This window comes from Chryseobacterium sp. 2VB (assembly GCF_005503635.1).
GTDB classification, from domain to species: domain Bacteria; phylum Bacteroidota; class Bacteroidia; order Flavobacteriales; family Weeksellaceae; genus Chryseobacterium; species Chryseobacterium cupriresistens.
In genome coordinates this window covers 1-21,077 of record NZ_SCNC01000001.1, presented here as the reverse complement: position 1 = coordinate 21,077, position 21,077 = coordinate 1, and the positions used below count along the sequence as shown (strand labels likewise).

At 35.8% G+C, this 21,077-nt stretch carries 22 protein-coding genes; 12 read left to right on the top strand and 10 right to left on the bottom strand.

Going from position 1 to position 21,077, the window contains the following annotated elements; genetic code table 11:
• Positions 1-391: 391 nt before the first annotated feature.
• The 6 genes from FFS26_RS22725 to FFS26_RS00080 all read right to left on the bottom strand — a co-directional run bounded on the left by FFS26_RS22725 (position 392) and on the right by FFS26_RS00080 (position 5,698).
• The gene (locus FFS26_RS22725; protein WP_228449364.1) at positions 392-967 is read right to left on the bottom strand and encodes a hypothetical protein; all 576 of its coding nucleotides are present in this window, start codon (positions 965-967) and stop codon (positions 392-394) included.
• Positions 968-1,005: 38 nt separating this feature from the next.
• Positions 1,006-2,091 (bottom strand): DNA polymerase III subunit gamma/tau, encoded by a 1,086-nt coding sequence (dnaX, locus tag FFS26_RS00100; protein WP_137903939.1) that lies wholly within the window; start codon positions 2,089-2,091, stop codon positions 1,006-1,008.
• 97 nt (positions 2,092-2,188) lie between these two features.
• On the bottom strand, positions 2,189-2,821 hold the full coding sequence (locus FFS26_RS00095; RefSeq protein ID WP_047375406.1) for a TetR/AcrR family transcriptional regulator: 633 nt from the start codon (positions 2,819-2,821) through the stop codon (positions 2,189-2,191).
• 5 nt (positions 2,822-2,826) lie between these two features.
• Positions 2,827-4,083, bottom strand: a complete 1,257-nt coding sequence (locus FFS26_RS00090; RefSeq protein ID WP_110011634.1) for an aminotransferase class I/II-fold pyridoxal phosphate-dependent enzyme — start codon at positions 4,081-4,083, stop codon at positions 2,827-2,829.
• A 429-nt stretch (positions 4,084-4,512) separates the two neighbouring features.
• The gene (locus tag FFS26_RS00085; protein ID WP_110011633.1) at positions 4,513-4,869 is read right to left on the bottom strand and encodes a helix-turn-helix domain-containing protein; all 357 of its coding nucleotides are present in this window, start codon (positions 4,867-4,869) and stop codon (positions 4,513-4,515) included.
• Positions 4,870-4,960: 91 nt separating this feature from the next.
• On the bottom strand, positions 4,961-5,698 hold the full coding sequence (locus FFS26_RS00080; RefSeq protein ID WP_137903938.1) for a response regulator transcription factor: 738 nt from the start codon (positions 5,696-5,698) through the stop codon (positions 4,961-4,963).
• An 89-nt stretch (positions 5,699-5,787) separates the two neighbouring features.
• On the opposite strand from FFS26_RS00080, the gene FFS26_RS00075 reads away from it, so the two are divergent.
• The 3 genes from FFS26_RS00075 (at position 5,788) to FFS26_RS00065 (ending at position 10,957) form a co-directional block, all read left to right on the top strand.
• Entirely contained in the window at positions 5,788-6,435 is a 648-nt protein-coding gene (locus FFS26_RS00075; RefSeq protein WP_110011631.1) for a DUF1349 domain-containing protein, read from the top strand.
• A gap of 980 nt (positions 6,436-7,415) precedes the next feature.
• Entirely contained in the window at positions 7,416-10,340 is a 2,925-nt protein-coding gene (locus FFS26_RS00070; protein ID WP_171006212.1) for an ATP-binding protein, read from the top strand.
• Positions 10,341-10,345: 5 nt separating this feature from the next.
• A complete protein-coding gene (locus tag FFS26_RS00065; RefSeq protein WP_110011629.1) occupies positions 10,346-10,957 on the top strand; it encodes a response regulator in 612 nt (203 codons plus the stop codon).
• 132 nt (positions 10,958-11,089) lie between these two features.
• Here FFS26_RS00065 and FFS26_RS00060 read toward each other — a convergent pair whose 3' ends face one another.
• Positions 11,090-11,935 (bottom strand): hypothetical protein, encoded by an 846-nt coding sequence (locus FFS26_RS00060; protein WP_137903936.1) that lies wholly within the window; start codon positions 11,933-11,935, stop codon positions 11,090-11,092.
• Between the two features lie 270 nt (positions 11,936-12,205).
• Here FFS26_RS00060 and FFS26_RS00055 point away from each other — a divergent pair, with 270 nt between their 5' ends.
• The 6 genes from FFS26_RS00055 (at position 12,206) to FFS26_RS00030 (ending at position 16,925) form a co-directional block, all read left to right on the top strand.
• The gene (locus FFS26_RS00055) at positions 12,206-13,162 is read left to right on the top strand and encodes a helix-turn-helix domain-containing protein (protein WP_137903935.1); all 957 of its coding nucleotides are present in this window, start codon (positions 12,206-12,208) and stop codon (positions 13,160-13,162) included.
• A gap of 115 nt (positions 13,163-13,277) precedes the next feature.
• Positions 13,278-14,480, top strand: a complete 1,203-nt coding sequence (locus FFS26_RS00050; protein ID WP_137903934.1) for an MFS transporter — start codon at positions 13,278-13,280, stop codon at positions 14,478-14,480.
• A 198-nt stretch (positions 14,481-14,678) separates the two neighbouring features.
• Positions 14,679-15,092 carry a hypothetical protein gene (locus FFS26_RS00045; RefSeq protein ID WP_137903933.1) on the top strand — a complete coding sequence of 138 codons (414 nt, stop codon included), beginning with the start codon at positions 14,679-14,681 and terminating at the stop codon, positions 15,090-15,092.
• Between the two features lie 132 nt (positions 15,093-15,224).
• On the top strand, positions 15,225-15,824 hold the full coding sequence (locus FFS26_RS00040) for a Crp/Fnr family transcriptional regulator (protein ID WP_137904143.1): 600 nt from the start codon (positions 15,225-15,227) through the stop codon (positions 15,822-15,824).
• 65 nt (positions 15,825-15,889) lie between these two features.
• Positions 15,890-16,510, top strand: a complete 621-nt coding sequence (locus FFS26_RS00035; RefSeq protein WP_137903932.1) for a hypothetical protein — start codon at positions 15,890-15,892, stop codon at positions 16,508-16,510.
• A gap of 13 nt (positions 16,511-16,523) precedes the next feature.
• Entirely contained in the window at positions 16,524-16,925 is a 402-nt protein-coding gene (locus FFS26_RS00030; RefSeq protein ID WP_137903931.1) for a DoxX family protein, read from the top strand.
• A 79-nt stretch (positions 16,926-17,004) separates the two neighbouring features.
• Here FFS26_RS00030 and FFS26_RS00025 read toward each other — a convergent pair whose 3' ends face one another.
• Entirely contained in the window at positions 17,005-17,640 is a 636-nt protein-coding gene (locus FFS26_RS00025; protein WP_110011623.1) for a DUF1062 domain-containing protein, read from the bottom strand.
• Between the two features lie 497 nt (positions 17,641-18,137).
• Between FFS26_RS00025 and FFS26_RS00020 the strand changes: the two genes are divergently transcribed.
• The 3 genes from FFS26_RS00020 (at position 18,138) to FFS26_RS22715 (ending at position 20,464) form a co-directional block, all read left to right on the top strand.
• Positions 18,138-19,553: an aldehyde dehydrogenase family protein gene (locus tag FFS26_RS00020; RefSeq protein ID WP_137903930.1), complete on the top strand. Its 1,416-nt coding sequence runs from the start codon at positions 18,138-18,140 to the stop codon at positions 19,551-19,553.
• 114 nt (positions 19,554-19,667) lie between these two features.
• Complete coding sequence (locus tag FFS26_RS22720; RefSeq protein ID WP_228449363.1) at positions 19,668-20,168, top strand: hypothetical protein; 501 nt, start codon at positions 19,668-19,670, stop codon at positions 20,166-20,168.
• Between the two features lie 14 nt (positions 20,169-20,182).
• Positions 20,183-20,464, top strand: a complete 282-nt coding sequence (locus FFS26_RS22715; protein WP_228449362.1) for a helix-turn-helix domain-containing protein — start codon at positions 20,183-20,185, stop codon at positions 20,462-20,464.
• Between the two features lies 1 nt (position 20,465).
• On the opposite strand, the gene FFS26_RS00010 is transcribed toward FFS26_RS22715, so the two are convergent.
• Entirely contained in the window at positions 20,466-20,645 is a 180-nt protein-coding gene (locus FFS26_RS00010) for a hypothetical protein (RefSeq protein WP_137903929.1), read from the bottom strand.
• Positions 20,646-20,702: 57 nt separating this feature from the next.
• A partial coding sequence (locus FFS26_RS00005; protein WP_137903928.1) for an integrase core domain-containing protein occupies positions 20,703-21,077 on the bottom strand: 375 nt, incomplete at its 5' end.

Sequence of the window (21,077 nt, the reverse complement as noted above, 5' to 3'; positions counted from 1 at the left end):
TTTTATTGTTTTTTTATATTATTTATTCATTGACAGCAATAGCCCTTTGGATTATAAAATTTAATTTATAATTCTTTTCAAAAAATGCCGTTCAAAATTGTTTAAAGGAATCAGGAAAATAATAGGGCTCTACTTCTCCTGTATTTTTTGGAAAGAAATTCAGTTAACAGTACCAATAAAATCGGTAATACGTTCTGAAATTTCTATAATAAGAAGCAGAAAAACTAAAATAACCGCTAAAAAAGTAATTAGCGGGTGCAAAAAAAGACTGATATGTGTTAATCAATTTTTCCATTGTATTCTGGAAATGTCTTGTTTTAGCGTTTCTGTTTGTAATTTGTTTTTGTCAGAAACTTATTTCTGACAGAAATATTTGACAAATATATAAAAATTATGTCAAATCAAACTTCATTAAATCATCAAGATCTTTCAAAAGTGGATTTTTTTCTATAAACTTTTCAAATAATTTTCTCTTCGTCACCACCTCAATCTTCAGATTTTCAACGTCTCTGACGTATTCTACCTCAATAATATGATTCTGAATTTTTCTTTTAAAATGATTAAAAAATTCTCCACTTATTTTATCAAATTCCACTTTTGCAGAGTCTGACGGGAACAAAACTTTGATTTTATGCTCTTCAGCTTTTACCAGTTTAAAGGTTTTTACCGCATTAAATACAAAGTTATTTTTTACCTGAAGCTGTTTAAGCATAATTTTCCATTCCGTCTGCAGATCTGTGTCTGTAAAATGGTTTTGAGGAAGATTTTCAGTTCTCACCACAACATCTTCTGCTGTTTCCACTTTATCTTCTTTATTCAAAAAGGAATTGATGCTGAAACCGGAGGATATTCCCGGTCTTGACAAAGGCTTGGTTGTTTTGGTCACAGAAACTTCCTGAACTGTCTGAGAAACAACAGACAGCTGTTCTGTTTTAACTTCTATTTTCTCCGGAGTTTTTTCCGGCATTTTCACTTCCTGTTTCTCACTGAGAAACGGAGCCAGTATCAGGAATTTTTTTTTTTAGTATCGCTTAAATTAGCTGTCAGTGAAGCCAGCTGCATTAATGCAATTTCAACCGTAAGTCTAGGGTTTTTGGAATTCTTATAATTAATATCTGCATGGTTGCAGATTTCAATACCATCAATAAGCTGCTGGGCGGCCCATTTCTGTCCCTGTTCTACAAACCTGGCCTTGGTCTTCTCTCCTACTTCAATGAGTTCCATGGTGGAAGCATTCTGTGCCATCATCAGGTCTCTGAAATGATTTCCTAATCCGGCAATGAAAATATGAGGATCAAAACCTTTCTTTACAATCTCATTAAATGCGAAAAGCACTTCAGGAATTTTGTTTTCCCTGGCAAGATCCACGATATTCAGATATTGATCGTAATCCAGAATATTGAGCACTTCGGCAGCTTTTGCCAGTGTAATATTTTTCTGGGAGAAAGTAGAAAGTCTGTCGAAGATAGAAAGTGCATCTCTTAATGCACCGTCTGCCTTCTGAGCAATCAGGTACAGGGCATCATCTTCATACTGGATATTTTCTTTCTGGGCAATGTTTCTCAGATGGCTCTGTATGTCTTCGATGACGATTCTTTTGAAGTCATAAATCTGACAACGGGATAAAATTGTTGGAATAATTTTATGTTTTTCCGTGGTAGCCAAAATAAAAATAGCATGCGCAGGCGGCTCTTCCAGCGTTTTAAGGAATGCATTGAAAGCGGCAGAAGACAGCATATGAACCTCATCAATGATATATACTTTGTATTTACCCACCTGAGGTGCAAAGCGTACCTGATCTATAAGTTCTCTGATATCATCAACAGAGTTATTGGATGCAGCATCCAATTCATAGATATTGTAAGCAAAGCCATCTTCTGAAACCGAGCCATCTTTCTCATTGATCTTTCTTGCCAGAATTCTGGCACAAGTAGTTTTACCCACACCACGAGGACCGCAAAAAAGTAATGCCTGAGCTAATTGACTTTCTTCAATTGCATGTTCTAAAGTATCCGTAATATGGGATTGTCCTACAACCGTATCAAACTCCTGAGGACGATATTTTCTTGCAGATACTATAAAATTTTCCATTGGTCAAAAATAAGAAATATAGTTTTAATTTGAAAATTAAAAGTTTTCAAATATCAACAAAAACATATTTCTGTTCAAATCGGAAAACTTTTAACCTCTATTTCTTTTTGCTGTATGCAAAGTCAATCAACTCAACAATAGCGCCTTCAATCTCTTTTCGTCCTTCTTCAGTTTTCAGGTCAATACCGCAAAACTTATTGGCGTTGTACCCCGTATAAAGGTTAAGATAGTAAGCTCCGGAAACAATCAGAGCCATAATTGCTCTGTGTCTTGTTGCTACTCCTTCACCAAAGTAAGGATCTGAGATGTTTCCAAATAAAACTTCTCCAACTTCTTCACGTTGTTCAACTAATTTCTTAAGAATAGGCTTGCTTTCTGAAAGCTCCCAAAGGATAATCTTCTGAAGTTCTTTATTTTTCTTCAGGTTTTCGAACTGGTTCAAGACAACCATTTTGGTAAGCTCGTGTCCACCGTCCGAGAAATCCATATCAACATCCTGGTTGACCTGGCTCCAGTAATCCTGAGACTTGATATATTCATCGATCAGCTTATCAGTACTTCCAAAGTACTCATAGATCAATTTTTTATCAAATCCGGCTACGGCAGCTATTTTGCTTACTTTTAATCCGGAATATCCTTTTACTCTTAAAATTTTACCAACTGCAGCAAGCAGTTTCTGCTTTGTTTTTTCTTTGTCCCTAATGGGGCCCTGCACTACTTTTCTAGGCATAATTATTATTTTTTCGCAATATGCAATTTTTTATTAATATCATCAAACGCATTAAGCGTTTTATCGAGATGTTCTTTTTCGTGTCTTGCCGTCACACTCATCCTGATACGCGCATCTTTTCGGGGTACAGCCGGGTACAGAATCGGATTGGTATAGATTCCTTTTTCTATTAGTAGTTTTCCGGCTTCTCCTGTTACATAAGGATCTCCGATTTTTACAGGGATAATTGCAGAGCAGGTAACGCCTGTATCCAACCCTAAGTCGTCAAGCCCTTTTTTGAAATAATTGATGTTATCCCAGAGTTTCTGTCTCCAGATGGGTTCTTCGTCAATTAAATCAATGGCTTTAACTATTCCTGCTGATGATGGTGGAGCTGTCGCTGAGAAAATCTGCTGGCGGGAATGGAATCTGATGAATGCTGCTATTTTTTTATCTGCAATGACATATCCTCCCAGATTTCCAAATGTTTTGCTGAATGTACCTGTGATAAGGTCTACTTTATCCAATAACCCGGCCTGTTCCAAAGTACCTCTACCAGATTCTCCAAGGATACCGACACCATGTACGTCGTCTACCATCAGAAAGGCATTATACTTCTTCACAAGGTCATAGATCTCATTAATACGGGAGGTATCACCATCCTGGGAATACACTCCATCCACAATAACGAGTTTCGTACGGTACAGATTTTCAGATACCTTCAAAATGTGTTCCAAAGATTCCAAATTATTGTGCGGAAATGTTTTTTTGTTGGTAAAAGCACATCCTTCGTGCACACTGGCATGTACAGCCATATCTAAAATAGCCAGGTCTTCTTTCTGCATCAAGCATTGTAAAGAAGCACTATTAGCTGTATAACCCGTAGTAAATACTACAGCTTCATCTTCTGTTCTTTTAAAAAAACCTGAGATTTTTTTTTCTAATGCATTGTGGTAATCAAAATATCCTCCGATAAGAGGAGTAGCTCCTGTTCCTGTACCATATTTTTCGATTCCTTCAATGGCAGCCTGTTTTACTTTTGGGTGCTGCGTAAATCCTAAATAATCACTTGATACAAAACTAACAAATTCTCTGTTGTGATCTGCAATATTAACATTCAGTACTGCATTGGTTCCTGAAGTATTCTTCAGTCTGTAGTTCATGTGGCCATTAGACTTTACAAAGTCTAAATATTCATAAAAAATTTCAGCTCTTTGAGCCATATCATTGTCTGGTATATTCTCAAAGTCTTTAATGGTTGCTGTTGTGAAATTGATGCTCATCCTTAATCTTGTTTGTTGTGGTTTTAAAAAAACAAATATATAACTATTTGAAGGGCTTAAGCTCCCATATTAAGATTAAATATTATTAAAGACACAATAATTTATTCTTATCCCCTGGAAACCAAACTTAATACCATATACCGGTTTCTTTTTAACATTTATGTGTATTGAATTAATTAGTTTTTTCTTACCTAAATTTAATAAAAAAACTAAACAATAAAGAAATATTAATAGATAAATAATAAAAAATGACAGTTATTTTTTACAACCATCTCATTTATAAAAGATTATTTTCTATAAATTTTAACATTATAATTCACTAAATTGTCTTTTACAGTAGGAATTCAGCAGGATTAAATCCCTACCCGGAGACGAAAAATTCCCCGAAACTCCTGTAACAGGAATTTTAAAGAATAAAAACAGTCAGTTTTAAACGGAATGGGAATCTCTGAATTTTCCGGGAGTAAAACCGGTCATTTTTTTAAAAAACTTTGAAAAATTGGAAGGGTCGTAAGTAAAAATACGGGCAATTTCTGCTACAGATTTATCCGTAACAATGAGCATCATTTTGGCCTGTTCAATAATTTTTTCATCATAATAAAAACAGGGATGCTGTCCGGTTTCCTTTTTAATGGTATCAGTAAGATGTTTATGAGAGACAGCAAGTTCTCTGGCAATTTCATTCAGTTCCATAAATTCAGGTACAGTTCCGGAAATCACCTTTTGGATATGCTCATCTAAAAAGGTAAAATACTGACGGGTAATTTCTTCACTTCTTTTCATCATATGGGTCTTGCTAATCTGTATTCAAGTTATAAAATTAATCATAAGACACAAAATAACATGGTGAACTTTTCGGATATTCCAGAATGAACGTTTAATAAAAACTATCCTTAAAGGCTTGTGTAGAATTTTTTACTTTTAACTTTTCCAGTATATTCTGGCGGTGTCTGTTTACGGTATTGATGCTTATAGAAAGAAGATCTGCAATTTCTTTGCTTGCATACCCTTCCCCTATAAATTTTAAAACTTCCAGTTCCCTTGGGCTTAAAATATTTCTATAATCAAGCTTATCTTTTACAACCACCTCTCCTTTTTCGGTATTCACAATCATAAAACCGGAAGCATTAGAGGGAGTCAGAGCCATATTATAAAGGCAAAGGGCCAGCCTCAACCGTCCGTTATCGGGAGAATAAACATAAAACATACGGTGTTTTACCCATCTGTAGTTCTCATTTTTATCCTTCATTCTTATTTTTGATACAACACTGTATGCCGCGCGCTGCTCCATCTCCATAGCATCCAGTAATTTAAAGAAACGGAGTTCATGGATGTACTTTTTCAGACGGTCATCGGGATGTATTTTTTTCAGCATCTCTTCTTCCCAGATGGAGTTTATCTCTGCAGGATTTTCCTCCATCTTAAGTCCAAGTTCATATGCTGCTGCAGATTTATAAACAAAGCTTTTATTCTCCTGCATATCACTCAGCACACATATTGCACCTTCCATCTGAGAATATGCCAACGCCTGCTGTTTATAAACCCCGATGTCAAGACTGCATTTTTTCGAGGTATTGTCCAGTAATTGATCACTAAGCTGTTTACGGATTTCCATAATGGTTATTTATCAGTATTGACGCAAATAAGGTTTAATAATACTTTTGCTAAAATAATAATTTACGCTTAGAACTTATCCCAAAGAGAATGAAGAAAATGATTTTCGGCTTTTGCGCCTTATTCCTGATTCAAAAGTTTTCCGCCCAGAGCCTGGAAAAAATGACCTGGTTTAACGAACCTGAAAAATGGGAAATCAAAAACAACAGTCTTTCCATGTTCGTAACCCCACAAAGTGATTACTGGAGGGTTTCCCATTATGGATTTACGGTAGATGACGCTCCTTTCTATTATGCTACCTATGGTGGTGAATTTGAAGCAAAAGTAAAAATAGCAGGCAGTTATAAAGCAAGATTTGACCAGATGGGCCTTATGCTGAGAACAGATCAGGAACATTATATCAAAGCCGGAGTAGAATTTGTAGACGGCAAATACAATCTCAGCACTGTGGTAACCCACAACAAAAGTGACTGGAGTGTCATTACATTGGAAAAAACACCTCCTGCCCTATGGATAAAAGCAGTGAGAAGGCTGGATGCTGTGGAAATATTTTATTCTTTTGATGATAAAAATTATATCATGATGCGGAATGCTCCTCTTCAGGACAACACTCCTGTAATGGTTGGCTTAATGGCAGCCTGTCCTGACGGAGAAGGATTCAATGCTGTTTTCGAAAACTTTAAAGTAAAACATCTGCCTGACCAGCGCAGGCTGAAGTGGCTTGAAACTCACCAATAACGATTGAATTACACTTCAATATACAGTCAATTTTATTCACCTCCCATCATTTCCGGGAGGTTTTTTGTTTAGAAAAGGTTATCTGCGAGAAAAAAACAAAATAATTACCATAAAAATCCTATACTTTCTATGTTTTATCTTCAATATTGGAAATTCAATAGGGCCGGGCTTTAGCCCGGTCTAAAATAAGACGTTTTCATCTGGCTTCAGCCGAAACTTAAATAACAGAAGACTACATCTATCATTTATTCAACTCTGTGTATTCTGATTGCTGGTAATAAAAAGAGACTGTTTACTTTAAGTACAGTCTCTTTTGTTTTTTTGAGATAAAAACCGTTTGTGTTCTTAGAATCATTATTTGGGTAATAAATCTTCTTTAATAGTTATGAGAATATTTTGCAAAAATATGAATATCCATAGGCAACGGCAAAGTTATCATGTAGAATAAACCTGTATTTTTTGTCAAACTATTACTACAAAAAAACACATAACAAAATATTCAGCCATTAATTAAAAATTTCCAAACACAACATTATTTACCATTTATAAAATTCTAAAAATAATCACAAATCCAGCATAATACTGAGATCTATAGGCGAGAATTTAAAATAAATCTTACATTAATTTATCACTTATTATTGAAATACGATAATATTTGTAAAAACCCGGAATGATGTATTGTCTGCAAAACATGATAAAACTTAGAGAAAACAAAATATGCAATACTAATTTATCGCCATAATTTCACTATTTTTACACGATCAAAAAATATAAAACACAAAAGACCAGAAAACTTCAATGATAAAAATTTATTCTCAATCGTTCCTGCCTTTTAAAAAAACTTTGACTTGTACAAATACCATTATTAACCGTCTATTGCATTAGCAGCAGATATAGATAAGTTTTGCACATATATGAGAGTTTGGGCATTTATTTTTGCTTGCATCTATCTAAACATTTCCGGGCAGCACTATACCTCTATGTGGTACAACATAGACAATGGGCTTCCACAAAGCAGTGCAAAGGCCATTGTCAAAGACAAATATGGCTTTATCTGGATTTCTACCGAAAACGGGCTGGTAAGGTATGACGGCAGTTTTTTTATTACCTTCAGTAATTTCAGGGTAAATAATCTTCATTTTGGTGAATTTATAGGAGATCCCTGTCTTGATAGTATAACGGTTCTTAATAATTTTCAGGAAAGTAAAATCATTATTAAAAACAGGTTCCCAAAAATTGCAAGGCTCACTGTCGGTGATAAAATGACCTATTGCAATGGTACCGATATCCTGCACCGTATTGCCAATAATATCATTACATCAGATTTCTATAATGATGTTCAGTATTTTATTCAGCTTAAGAATTCTGTTTATCATTTTACCGAAAAGAATGCCATTATTTATAAGGAAGGAAAAAAGGAAATAAAAATTACACTGCCTTTTACCAATAAAGACCTGAATTACGTTTTTGTACTGAATAACCACCTTTTTATCAATGATCTGAAAAAAAGAAAAACCTACTCTATCTACAAGGGAAATCTTTCTGTTTCTGATCAACCAACACTTTTTAACCACCCTGATACGAAAATATACTGGCAGCAGATTACTAATCAGACTTTTATTATCAACCACGACAATATTTATCTTTTAGAAGGTAACGAAAAGGATCTCCGTTTAAAATTTCTTGTCAATTTTGAAGAAATTGGAAATCATTCCTACTGCTCGATGTTCTATGATAAAGCGTTCAACAAATTGTACCTGGGAACGCTTAATAACGGTCTGAATGTTCTTCAGCTTTCCAATTTCTATGTATCGAGAAAAGAAGCTGATTTTTCCAGCAATGTATATTTCGCATCTCTTGCTTTCAGCCAAAGTACAATTATTGCTGAGGACGGAACAGAATTCGGAAGAAACGGAATTGTAAACAGCCACCTTTTCGGAAACAATGACAATTATCTGATGATGTATGACAATTCCGGAAATATTCTGATCAAAAAGAGAAATCATATCGTAAGGTTTTATAAAAATTCGGGCTATAAAAAGAAGGATTCCACTTTTGTTAAAAAGGGGCTTGAAACATTTATGAAAAGCGGAACTCTTTACGGCACTACTTTCACAGATCTTTCAGGCACTCAGCTTAATTTATACAAAAAGGATATATTCAGCCAGCCGGATTACACCTATACTTTTAAGAGTTTTGTCAATATTTTTCATCAATATAATGAGGATGAAATTCTGACCGGAAACAGCGACGGCCTTTATTCCATAGCACTGCGAAGCAATACCATAACTCCTTTGATCAAAAATATTCATGTCAAAAGCATTATCAGGACAAAAGATAATCTGATATGGATTACGACGGAGAAAAGCGGCTTCTATCTTTTCAGGAATCATAAGCTTATCAAGATGCCGAATGACATCAACGATTATCTTCAGTCAGCTCATTATATTCTTGAAGACAAAAAGGGATATTACTGGATTTCTTCAAACAATGGGATGTTTAAAGTTTCCAAAAAGCAATTGCTGCGCTATGCAGACCATAAAAACACTCCGGTTTTCTATTATCGTTTCACTAAAAAGGATGGTTTTCTGACCAATGAATTTAATGGAAGTTCAGAACCTAACGCCTATGCTCTTGAGAATGGGGATTTTGTATTCCCTTCAATGGATGGTTTTGTGTTTTTCAATCCGGAAAATATTCAGACGTATTACCCGGGAAGAAATAACATTTATATAGAAAGGATAAAAATCGGTAATTCTGAGCCTCAGTATTTCCATCAGATCCTTGATTTGAAAAATGATTACAAAACAGCGGATGTCTTTATTGATATTCCTTATTTTTCCAATCCGGAAAACCTTTATATTGAAGCTAAAATATCCGGAAAAGAAAATACCGGATGGGAAAAGATTGCCACAGGGAAAGAATTAAAATACACCATCAGCAATCTTTCTCCGGGAGATTACACCCTGAGGGTAAGGGTATTGATATCTGCTGACGGGAAATATGAAGAAAAAACAGTACGTTTCAAAATTCAGCCTCTTTTTTATCAGACATTGCTGTTCAGAGTGTCTGCCTCCATCATTATCCTTATTATCATCATCGTTATCGTTCAGTTAACCACCAATTTTCTAAGGATAAAAAATAAAGCTTTAAAACAGATTGTCCATAATAAAAACTCTGAACTGAAGGAAACCTCTCTTCACCTGGAGGTCGTAAAAAATAACCTTCAGAAAGAAACGGAATACCAGAAAAAACTGGTGGAAACCATCAGCCACGACATTACTACTCCGATCAGATTTATAGCCATGCTTTCCCAGAAACTTCATGAGTCTGATGATGTGGAACTTCAGAAAAAGTATTTTGACAGTATCTATAAATCATCAGAGCAGCTTTATCAGTTTACGCTGAATTTGAAAGAGTATACTGAGCTTTATAAGGCAGAAAATATTTTCGAAGAAAAGGAATATCCCATCAACAGAATCCTGGAGACCAAGAATAAATTGTTCTGTGAAATTGCTAAAGAAAAAGGAACTACGATTACCAATCTTACTGAGGGTGTTATCTATTCCAGGGTAAATGAAAGTATTTTAACAGCCATTATTCATAACCTCCTTGATAATGCTGTGAAGAATACCTCCCAGGGAAATATCACCCTTATGATTACCGAAAATCCACAAAAATCCACAATAATAATCAGTGACACAGGAACAGGAATGTCTGAAGAGCAGATTGCTGTTTATATGAACCTGTTCAGAAATCCTAAACTGGAAACACCCAGTTTTAAAGGAAAAGGGCTTGGCCTGCATATGGTTATCCATCTGGTAAAAAAGATCAACGCTGAAATGAATTTCAGGCAAAACCATCCCAAGGGAACTGTTGTGGAAGTAACACTCAAAAAAAACTAATTTTTATGAATGAAAAAATTTTAATTGCTGATGATCATTATGTAGTAAGGGCAGGAACCTGTCTGGTTCTTGAAACTGCTTATCCGGGTCTGAATATAGATTTTGCTGAAAATTATGACCAGGTGAAAGAAAAGCTGAGAGATCAACGGTATGATCTTCTTATTTTAGATATTGATATGCCGGGAACCCAGTATAAAAAGATGATTCCGGAGCTAAAAGATATTCAGAATGACCTAAAGATTCTCATTTTCTCAGGATATGACAAGGATGTTGCGATCCAGTATATCAGAGAAGGAGCTGAAGGCTATCTGAATAAACAAAGCAGTGAAGAGGAAATTAAGAATGCCGTAAAAACGGTCATTGAAAAGGGTTATTTCTACCCTGCGGAGCTGATTGGCCTGATTATTCAAAACAAAAGGAATAATCCTGTCGAAAAGTTATCATCAAGGGAATACGAAATTTTTAAACTTCTTGCGGACGGCAACGGTAATCTGGAAATTGCCAACAGGCTAAATATTCAGATGTCTACGGTAAGTACTTATAAAAAAAGAATCTTTCAAAAGCTTAATGTCGGAAATATTGCAGAGCTGATTAAAGTCTATGAAATGATGCATTAAGAAAACGGGGCCGGAATTTAAAGTATTCCTGCCCCGAAAAAACACAAATCTCATGAGATTTTAATAGCTAACCCAGTGATTTTTTATGCGTTATTTTTTATCATTGTATTTTTAGAATCATCTGTCGGTGTATTAGTACAGTCTCTGTACCGAGAGAAACAACTCCCTTGTATTATCAGAAGTATTGGAATCTGTGGTTGTAGCATCGCTGCTTCCTGTTGTAGATTTATTATCTACACGGAATGCATAATACACTCTGTACCATCTTGGCTCCGGTTCCTGTATGGTAATATCAAATGTTACCGTCTCATTATGGGTCTGGGTAAGATAAACACCATCATCAAATTGTCTGTAAGCTCCCGGTGATAATTTAATATTTCCATTATCAGAATCACCGGTATGGGTAGACATTTCCGAAACCCAGATTTTCACATCTGAAGTTCCCACATTGTAAAGTCTCGGATTAAAAGTGGTAGCCGCTCCCGTACCTGCTGAACTGCTGTTAAACTGGGCATCAAGTCTCAGGAAACCTCCCAAAACCGGAAGATCAGTAAGATAGGTACTGGCTAATGTACTTGCTCCTGAAGTACCTGCAGGAATGCTTCCATGATAATAGATTAAATCTCCAATGGGAATATCATTATCTTGTCCTCCAAAAGCAAATTTCCAGGTAGTTCCGTTGAACATATAATAGCCGGCTTTGTCTACTTTTGCTGTTTTTACAGAAGGGACAGTTACAGCCTGGGTTACATAGACCAAAGCTCCGGTCTGAGCTGCCAGATAAACATTATCTTTAGCTCTTAACTGATCTCCTGTCATTCTGGGAGCCATCACTCCATCAGCTGCAGTAGCCACGTCTGGTTTTCCTTCTACATGTAATGTTACTTTAGGGGAATCTGTATTGATCCCAACCTGGGAAAATGCCGCTATTGAAAAACACATCATAATGCTGGCAAGAGGTAATTTTATTTTTTTCATTTTAGTATATTTGTTTAAAATTATTTGATTTATTTAAAAATTGAATAAATCGTTTAGGGTTAATTGATAGATCATCAATCAGCCTTTGTTGAGCTAGCTGGTGCAAAGTTATCCGGACTGATAAATCAAATTCATCAATAATCAATGAAAAACAGGAAACAGCTCATAAAACACAAATTACTAATAATCATCAAGTTAAACCAGTCATTTTCTGAAATCTGACTGTTACGAGAAAATATTGGAATGATTTAAAATTACCTTCTGCCACAAATGACCACCGAAAAAGACATAAAAATTGAACAGTACAAAAGACAACTGGTATATTATTATAATATTCTGATGTCTGTTATTCTTGCCCTATTTGGTTTAATATATACTTTTATCATTCCCGATCAAATAATGGCCTGGTATCTTTTCGGAGGACTTTTTTTAATGGTCTATACGTATCTGATTGTACGCAAAACCTACTCGGTGAATGTCATGGTGCATTCCTACATCATTATTGCTACGCTTTATAATTTTTACATTATGCTGGCTTTCTGGAACAATTCTATAGCGAGTTTTGTCTGGCTTATTCCGATTCCGCTGGCAGCCTATGTTTTCTTTCAAAGAAAGTATGTTTTTATTTACAGCATGTATGTTTTGCTGAATATTATAGCGGGATACCTTATTTCTAAGTCTTTCAGCTTTAAATTCCCGATACACCAACCAGAAGATGTGAGAATTACCGATACCATCCTTATGATTTCCAATGTAGCCGTAATATCACTCCTGCTCTATTTTAAGGATAAAATAAAACGGGTTGAAATTTACCATGAAATTGAGGAGAAAACCCAGAGAACATTAATACAGCAGGTTCCTACAGCAGACAAAGCTCCTTTTGCGGATGAACTGTTTGACAAAATTGAATCTGTGATGAGAGAGAAACAGCTGTATAAAGATGTTAATTTTAATATTTCAAAGCTTTCTACAGAAATGGATATTAACAGCAGTTATATCTCAAAATCAATTCGTACAAAAGGATATCCCAACTTCAATAATTACCTGAATATGCACAGAATTGAGTGTGTAAAAAGATTACTTCATGAAAATGACATTGAAAAAGTAACCCTTATGTATATTTACACAGAAGCAGGATTTTCTAATCAGTCCACCTTCAACAGAGTTTTCAAACAGATGGAGAATATTACTCCTTCAGAGTACATCAACAGTCTGCAGCTTCATTGATTTGTTTCGCCAATCCACATCATTGAGATAATGATTTTTAAATTCGGAAAATAATCAGGAAATTTACATCACTTAATTTTTCCATCAAACCACTGCATTTTAATGCAAAAAAATCATGAATTCATCTGAAAAAGCACTTCAGGGAAGCTTACGTTTCCGATATATAAAACTTTGTATTTTTTTTTCAGGACTTTCGGTTTTTGCACAGCTTTATCTTTTTCAGCCGATGCTGCCTATGGCTGCGGAACAGTTTGAGGTATCCGTAGGTGATACTTCCCTGCTGGTATCTTCATCCACGATAGGTATGGCATTGGGATTATTATTTTTTGCCTTTAAAGCTGACAGTTATTCCAGAAAAAGCCTCATGGTTTTTTCTTTGATTTCATCTGCAAGCCTTACTGTTATTTCTACCTGGATACCCGATTTAACACTCCTGATTGCCGTTGGAGTATTAAAAGGTTTTGTTGTTTCCGGGGTTTCTGCAGTTGCCCTTGCCTACCTTACAGAAGAAGTGGATGCTCTGGCAGTACCTGCAGCCATCAGTATGTATCTCAGCGGCAATACTATTGGAGGAATGAGCGGAAGAATAATGGCTACTTTGTTTGCGGGGGAATTCGGATGGCGTAATGCCGTTCTTCTGATTGGCATAGAAAGTTTAATCCTAGGCGCTGTATTCTGGAAACTGTTTCCGGAATCAAAGTTCTTCAATCCACAGAAAACAGATTATCATCTTAAGGTAAAACAGATGAAATTTTTCCTTACCAACCCTTATATGCTTCGGTTATATTGTACAGCAGCATTGCTGATGGGCGTTTTTGTAAGTGTTTATAATTATCTGACATTCAGATTGGAAGCAAAACCTTTTTCATTAAGCCATTTTATCATTGCCTTTATATTTCTGATGTATATTTTTGGTGTCTTCGGAACGATGATCGTAGGCCGTCTTTCCAGAAGGTTTCCGATGAATAGCATTCTGAAAGCTTCTATCCTGTGCATGCTTACCGGAGCTGCCTTTCTATTATCTGAAAATATTTATATTCTTATTTTCGGGCTCGGGCTTTTCACCCTTTCATTCTTCGCTGCTCATACTATGGCCAGCCAGATGACTGCATTGTATGCAAGGCGGGGAAAATCTTCAGCCACTTCTATTTACTGGCTTTTTTATTATTTTGGTTCAAGTATTCTGGGAAGTGGTACCGGTTATCTGCTTCATGCCTTTTCATGGAATGTTTTCATAGCAGTTCTTATGATAAGTGTTATAACCGCTCTTCTTCTTACCACTTTTAATACCAATCCAAAAGAGGGAATAAAAAACTAATACCACATAGATACCACATGATTTATTTCATGATTATGTGATAATTTGCGCGTAAGTGTACTACTTTAACGTATTATTAATTTTTTATAGCAAAAATTTAACCTATCCTTTTTGTAAAACGGGGCTTAACAATGCGATGTCGGGCATACTATTTGCTATTTTACTTGTTACCATATCACCATTTAAAATCAAAATATTATGAACGTAGCAGATCTAAAAATCAAGAACTTGGTTGAGTATAAAAATCAGATTTATACCATTACTGAGATCTTTCAAAATGTCGAACAGGCTTATTTTGTTAAAATTGAAAATGATATTCAAAGTATTTCGGTCCCGGCAGCATCCATTAAACCGATTAAAATAACGGAAGAATGGCTTGAAAAGCTCGGCTTTTCACGAACGGACAGTTCAAATCAGAGTATACGGTATGAAAGACCGGAAGCTTTTATAAAATATGATATAGACCTGAGTTCCAGAAAAATAATGGAAGGGCTTAAAATATATGGAAATGCTATAAAATGTAAGTATATCCATGAGTTTCAAAATATTTTCTCAAGTTTATTCGGAAAAGATACAGCTTTGCATTATGGTTATTTGAAAACAGAATCGTAGTTAAATAGTTCTTAGTTGTAGAAGACCACAATTTATACGATAAATTGTGGTCTTCTTATGTATAATTGTTTCATCTTACTTCCGTAATTTAATATTTGCTTAAATTTGTGCCTATACCTATAAACTCTAATGATGGATACAGATACAATAGTTTTACAACTTATAGAACACTTTAGAGAAATCGTTTTTTTAGAAGATAAAGATATTGACTGTATTAGTCCCAAATTAGAAATTATACAACTTAAAAAGAAAGATTATCTGCTTCGCGAAGGACAGGTTTCCAGACATATGCGTTTCATTGCACAGGGAAGCCTCTATGCATACCATATTGATGAAAAGGGAAAAGAAAATACCACCCAGCTGGGTATTGAAAACTGGTGGGTGAATGATCTTTACAGCTATCTTAGCGAATTGCCTTCAAGAATGTTTATTCAGGCTAATGAAGATACCTCCATTATACAGATCAGTAAGAATAATCTGGAATTATTGTACAAAGAAGTTCCGGCTGTCTCAGAATTCTGGCGTCTGAAAATGCAGTCTGCCTATGTTACGTTACAGGAAAGAACCTTTGAACATTCCCGTGTTGATGCTTATACCAAATACCGCACATTTGTCACTACTTACCGTAATATCGAACAGCGTTTTCCTCAATACATGATCGCTTCCTACCTCGGAATCACCGTAGAATATCTGAGCTATCTGAGAAAAAAACACCTGTCTGACGTTTCTTAAGATTTCTTAAGTTTATTCCCCTCCAGCCCGAATAATTTTGCTCACAGAAATTTAATGAGTGAAATATGAAGGCAAAAATTATCGCTGTAACAGTTCTTGCATCAGCTTCGCTGAACCTGAATGCACAGAAACTTTCCTATACCCCGGATCTTGTTTTAGGACATCGCTCCTATACTTATATGCACAATGTTAATTATCAGCTGAATGAACGGCTGAAACTGAACAATCTTACCCTATTTGATACAGAATACACCAAAGATAAAGAAAACATATTCTTCATCAGAAATACCCTCTCGTATAATCTTACCAAAAGACTGAGTGCCAATGCAGCATTTGGAATGAAAAATCCCGGCGCATTTTTCAGTATTTATCTGCAATATAAATTCATTCAGTCCTCCTATTCACTTTCCTACTCTATAGGAACTACTTATCAGAAAGGATTTTCGCTGGAACAGTCTGTATCATTTGAATACACCCCTTATCTGACAGAAAATGTAAAGGGATATTTCAGTGTACTCGCTATTGGAAACCTCGATGACAGCGGATACCCCAGAGGGCTGCAGTTTATCAGACTGGGCCTGAAACAGGATAAAATGATGTACGGGCTGGCCTCGAATTTCGACCAGTTTAATAACGGCAAAAAGACCCTGGAAAATATCGGGGCATTTGTAAAATATAACTTTTAAATAATGATAAGAAATGAAAAAGAACATTGATTTAGGAATGCTGATCATAAGAATAGCAATCGGATTTCCCATGTCTGTTTATGGAATCAGTAAGTTGATTCACGGAATTGGGTTTATTGAGGACATGATGATCATGTACGGCTTACCATCATTCTTTGCGTATGGTGTATTTGTGGGAGAAGTTATAGCTCCTGTACTGTTGATCTTAGGATTCCGGGCCCGTCTGGCAGGATTAATCTTTGCTGCCAATTGCTTCACGGCTACCCTACTGGCGCAAACAGCCAACATTTTCAAGCTTAATGACTTTGGAGGCTGGGCTTTGGAACTGCTTGTCATCTATATGCTTGTAAGCTTAAGCTTTTTCTTTACCGGCGCAGGAAAATATGCCGGTTCAACCCAAAATAAATGGGATTAATCCAAATGAAATACATAAAGTGAACTCAATAAAAAGCCTCCCGATCAACAACCGGAAGGCTTTTATAATGATTGATCATTTACTGTGTTGAGAAAAAATCCTCTTTTCCGATAAGATAAATATTGATCAGCTCCTGCCTGTTGATATCAACAATATCTTCATTCTTGAACTTATATTTCTTTTGAAGAGGCTTCTCATTAAAGTAAACCTTACCTGAAGCAAGCAAGAGGTTCAGTTTAGATGATGAAAGCCCTAAACATGTCCGGATTACTGTTGAGACTCTCATATTAAAATCAAAAGAAGACTGTATTTGAAAAGAAATGAACTCATCTTCCCTATTCATAAGATCTTCTACGGGAAGATTTGGGTATAGAATTTCATATTCCACACTTTCCAAGTCGGCTTCCACATTATTTTTTCTTCTTATTTCCTGTGAGAAAGCGTACTGCCAGGCAGTTTCCACATTGTTTTCTGAGAATTTACGGAATATTTCTTTACTGATAGATTCTGTTCTGATTCTTGAAAATATGGTCATATTATAGGTATTGCTGCATTTTACACACCGATAAATCAACCATATATCAATATTCTTTTTCTGGGCATTCAGTCTGAATTTATCACTGCATTGAAATCTGTCGCTGCTACATTGATTGCATTTCTTTTTGAGTAAGGGAGTATTTTTCGCTTTTACCTCCCAGATATATTGGGTATTCATTACTTATAATCGTGCTTAATATTCTTTTTGGATTTTTTCCCTATTATTCACGCATTACAGAAAGGTATACCTCTGTAGTATTATTCAAAGATCAGGTAAGCTATAGTTTTTCTCTGCAGTAAAGTTTTGATCAATAGCATTGGTCAAAGCCGGAATAGCAGAGATAAAGTCACCTTTAACAGTGAATACGACAAATAATAGGATGAAATAAAAACCTGTTCGGGCAGAATTACCCAAACGAAAGAACGATCAGCCTGTGGTTACTGAGACTGATACTAAGCGAAAATAAGTTTAAGAGTTGTTCTCAAAACGTTTTATTTACTTGGTTATGATAAAAGTAGTCAATTTTATTGGAGAACGGAACTTTTTACGGATAAATTCAAAAAATAAAAATGAACAAGCTTTAGAATGGACCATACAACAAAGAAAAATTGAGCTTTACAACAAACCTCTCTTTTCTGTTTCTGCCGAACTTTGTGGTATTAAAAGCATCAAAAATGAATCAGATTAATAAAATTTACATCAACGGCGAATTTGTTACGCCAAGAGGAACAGAAACTTTTGATCTTATCAATCCCGTTACCAACCAAAAAACCGGAGAAGTGGTTCTGGGAAATGAAGAAGATACCAGAATGGCCATTACAGCAGCAAAGAAAGCTTTTACAACTTTTTCAAAAACAACAAAGGAAGAAAGGATCCATTTTCTCAGAAAACTGCACGATGCTGTAAGCAAAAGAGAAGATGAGTTGGTTGCTGTTATGGTGAATGAATATGGAGGAACTTTACAGTTCAGCAGAATGAGTGTCCAAAATGCAATCTCTGCCTTTACAGCCACCATCAATACTTTGGAATCTTATGATTTCGAAAGAACGGTGGGACATTCTAAAGTACGTTTTGAATCTTTAGGTGTCGTTGGAATCATTACCCCATGGAATGCCAGCAACAGCTTTATCTGTAATAAACTTGCTACTGCCATTGCTGCCGGGTGTACCGCTGTTATCAAACCCAGCGAAATGAGTGCGGCACAAACCCAGCTGCTTACTGAATGTTTCCACGAAGCAGGTTTACCGGAAGGAGTTTTTAACATCGTTAACGGATTAGGAAATGTAGTTGGAAATGAAATTACTCAGCATCCTGATATCGCAAAAATCTCATTCACCGGATCTACGCTTACGGGAAAAGCGATTGCCAAAGGAGCTGTAGACACCATGAAAAGAGTAACCCTGGAACTTGGAGGAAAATCTCCTAATATTATTCTAGAAGATGCTGATTTTGAAAAAGCAATCCCAATGGCCGTTTTCGGGGCTTATATGAATAATGGTCAGGCCTGCATCGCTCCTACCCGATTATTGGTTCCGCAAAACAGACTGGAGGAGGTAAATGAACTGGCTAAAAAAGCAGCCGGACAGGTAAAAGTAGGAAATCCTTCTGAAGAAGATACTCTTGTAGGACCTATGGTGAGTGTAAAACAATTTGAAAGAGTACAAGGTTATATCCGTCTGGGACAGGAAGAAGGAGCCGTTCTGCTTGCAGGTGGTGAAGGACAACCGGAAGGTCTTGAAAGCGGTAATTTTGTAAAAGCAACCATCTTTACCAATGTCCGTAATGATATGCGTATCGCGCAGGAGGAGATTTTCGGGCCTGTATTGTCTATTATTCCTTATGCTGATGAGGAAGAAGCCATTGCCATTGCCAATGACACTACTTATGGTCTTGCTGCTTATATCAGTTCTGATAATCATGAACATGCGGAACGTGTAGCTGCACAGATTGATGCCGGAAGAATCTGTATTAACGGGTTTGCCCACGATCCATACGCTCCTTTCGGTGGTTTCAAGCAAAGCGGTATTGGGCGTGAGTTTGGTGTATTCGGACTGGAAGCTTACCTGGAACCCAAAACGATTCTGGCTTAATATAATCTTCTTCACAGCAAATATTCTCAGGATTACTTTGCTGTGGAGATTCTATGATCCTTAAAAGTTTTGTAAGTTTGAATAAGAATTGATCAAGAAACAACTATCTGAGCTATGAGCGAAAATAATATTCCTTTTCCCATCAATTATTCCTGTCATTTTTCAGAATTCAGGGAAGGAGAACAGTTTGCACGAATTCACAGCCTCGGCCTGGTCCTTTCCGGGGAAATGGAACTTAATGATGGCATCACAAAAAAGATATTTAAAGAAGGAGAACTCTATTCTGCCAGAAAAAACCATTTATTAAAATTTGCAAAATATCCACCCAAAAACGGGGAAATCAGAACCATATCCATCTATTTTGATGATGCCATGCTTCATGACTTCAGCCGTGAGTATGGATATCAGGCAGAAAAAAAGGACAATATCCAGGCCTATATAAAACCGGAGCAAAAGGCATTACATTCTTTTATGTACTCATTATTACCGTATGAAGATCTTCCTGCTTCCGAAGAAATCCTGAGGCTTAAACAAAAAGAAGCTCTCCTCTTACTGTTGAATTACGATCCCGGTCTTAAGGATATTTTGTTTGATTTTCCGAGCCCTATAAAATAGATATTGAAGCTTTTATGAATAAAAACTTTCACTTCAATGTTAATGTAGAACGTTTTGCTTATTTAACGGGGAGAAGTCTGTCTGCATTTAAAAGGGATTTTCAAAAGATATTCGGAATTCCGCCAAGACAATGGCTTCAGCTTCGAAGATTAAAGGAAGCTCATTTTCTGCTAAGCCAAAAAGGAAAGTCTGTTTCTGATATTTATCTGGATCTTGGATTTGAAAATTTATCCCATTTCTCGTTTGCGTTTAAAAAACAGTTTGGCTATCCGCCAAGCGCATTACAGGCAAAATAACTTAGACCTCCTCTGAAAAGAAATACCTAAAGGCAAGAATCACCAGAATAACGACTGCTATTGTAATGATTTTCACTTTCACATCACTCTTAAGATTTTCAGGAGCATAACGCAGTGTTTTTTCATCAAGATAAAAGTCTTTGTATACTTCAGAATTGATTTTAAGATCCGGGCGAAACACATGTATACCTTTGACTAGTCCTGAAAAAGGTTGACTAGTTTAATATTTCAAATATACTTAAATCAGAGTAGGAATTTTCCTATTCTGATTTTGTTTTTTGTATGTTTTTAATTTCACGTTATTTTTCATATGTACTTGGCTGGGGATGTTATAATTTAGGGAAAAATGAGGTCTTAAATTATTATAATAATAAATTGATTGGTCAAGCTGCTGTGAGAGATTCTTAAAGTTTTCAAAAGTATCAATCAATCCAAACTCATATTTCAGAATGCCGTTTACCCTCTCTGCTACAGCATTCTCATAAGGATCCGAGTTCTCAGTCATACTGATAAGAATATCATTTTTCCTTAACGTTTCAGTATATTCTTTACTACAATACTGCAATCCTCTGTCTGAATGATGAATTAAAGAATGTTTATACACCCTGTTCTT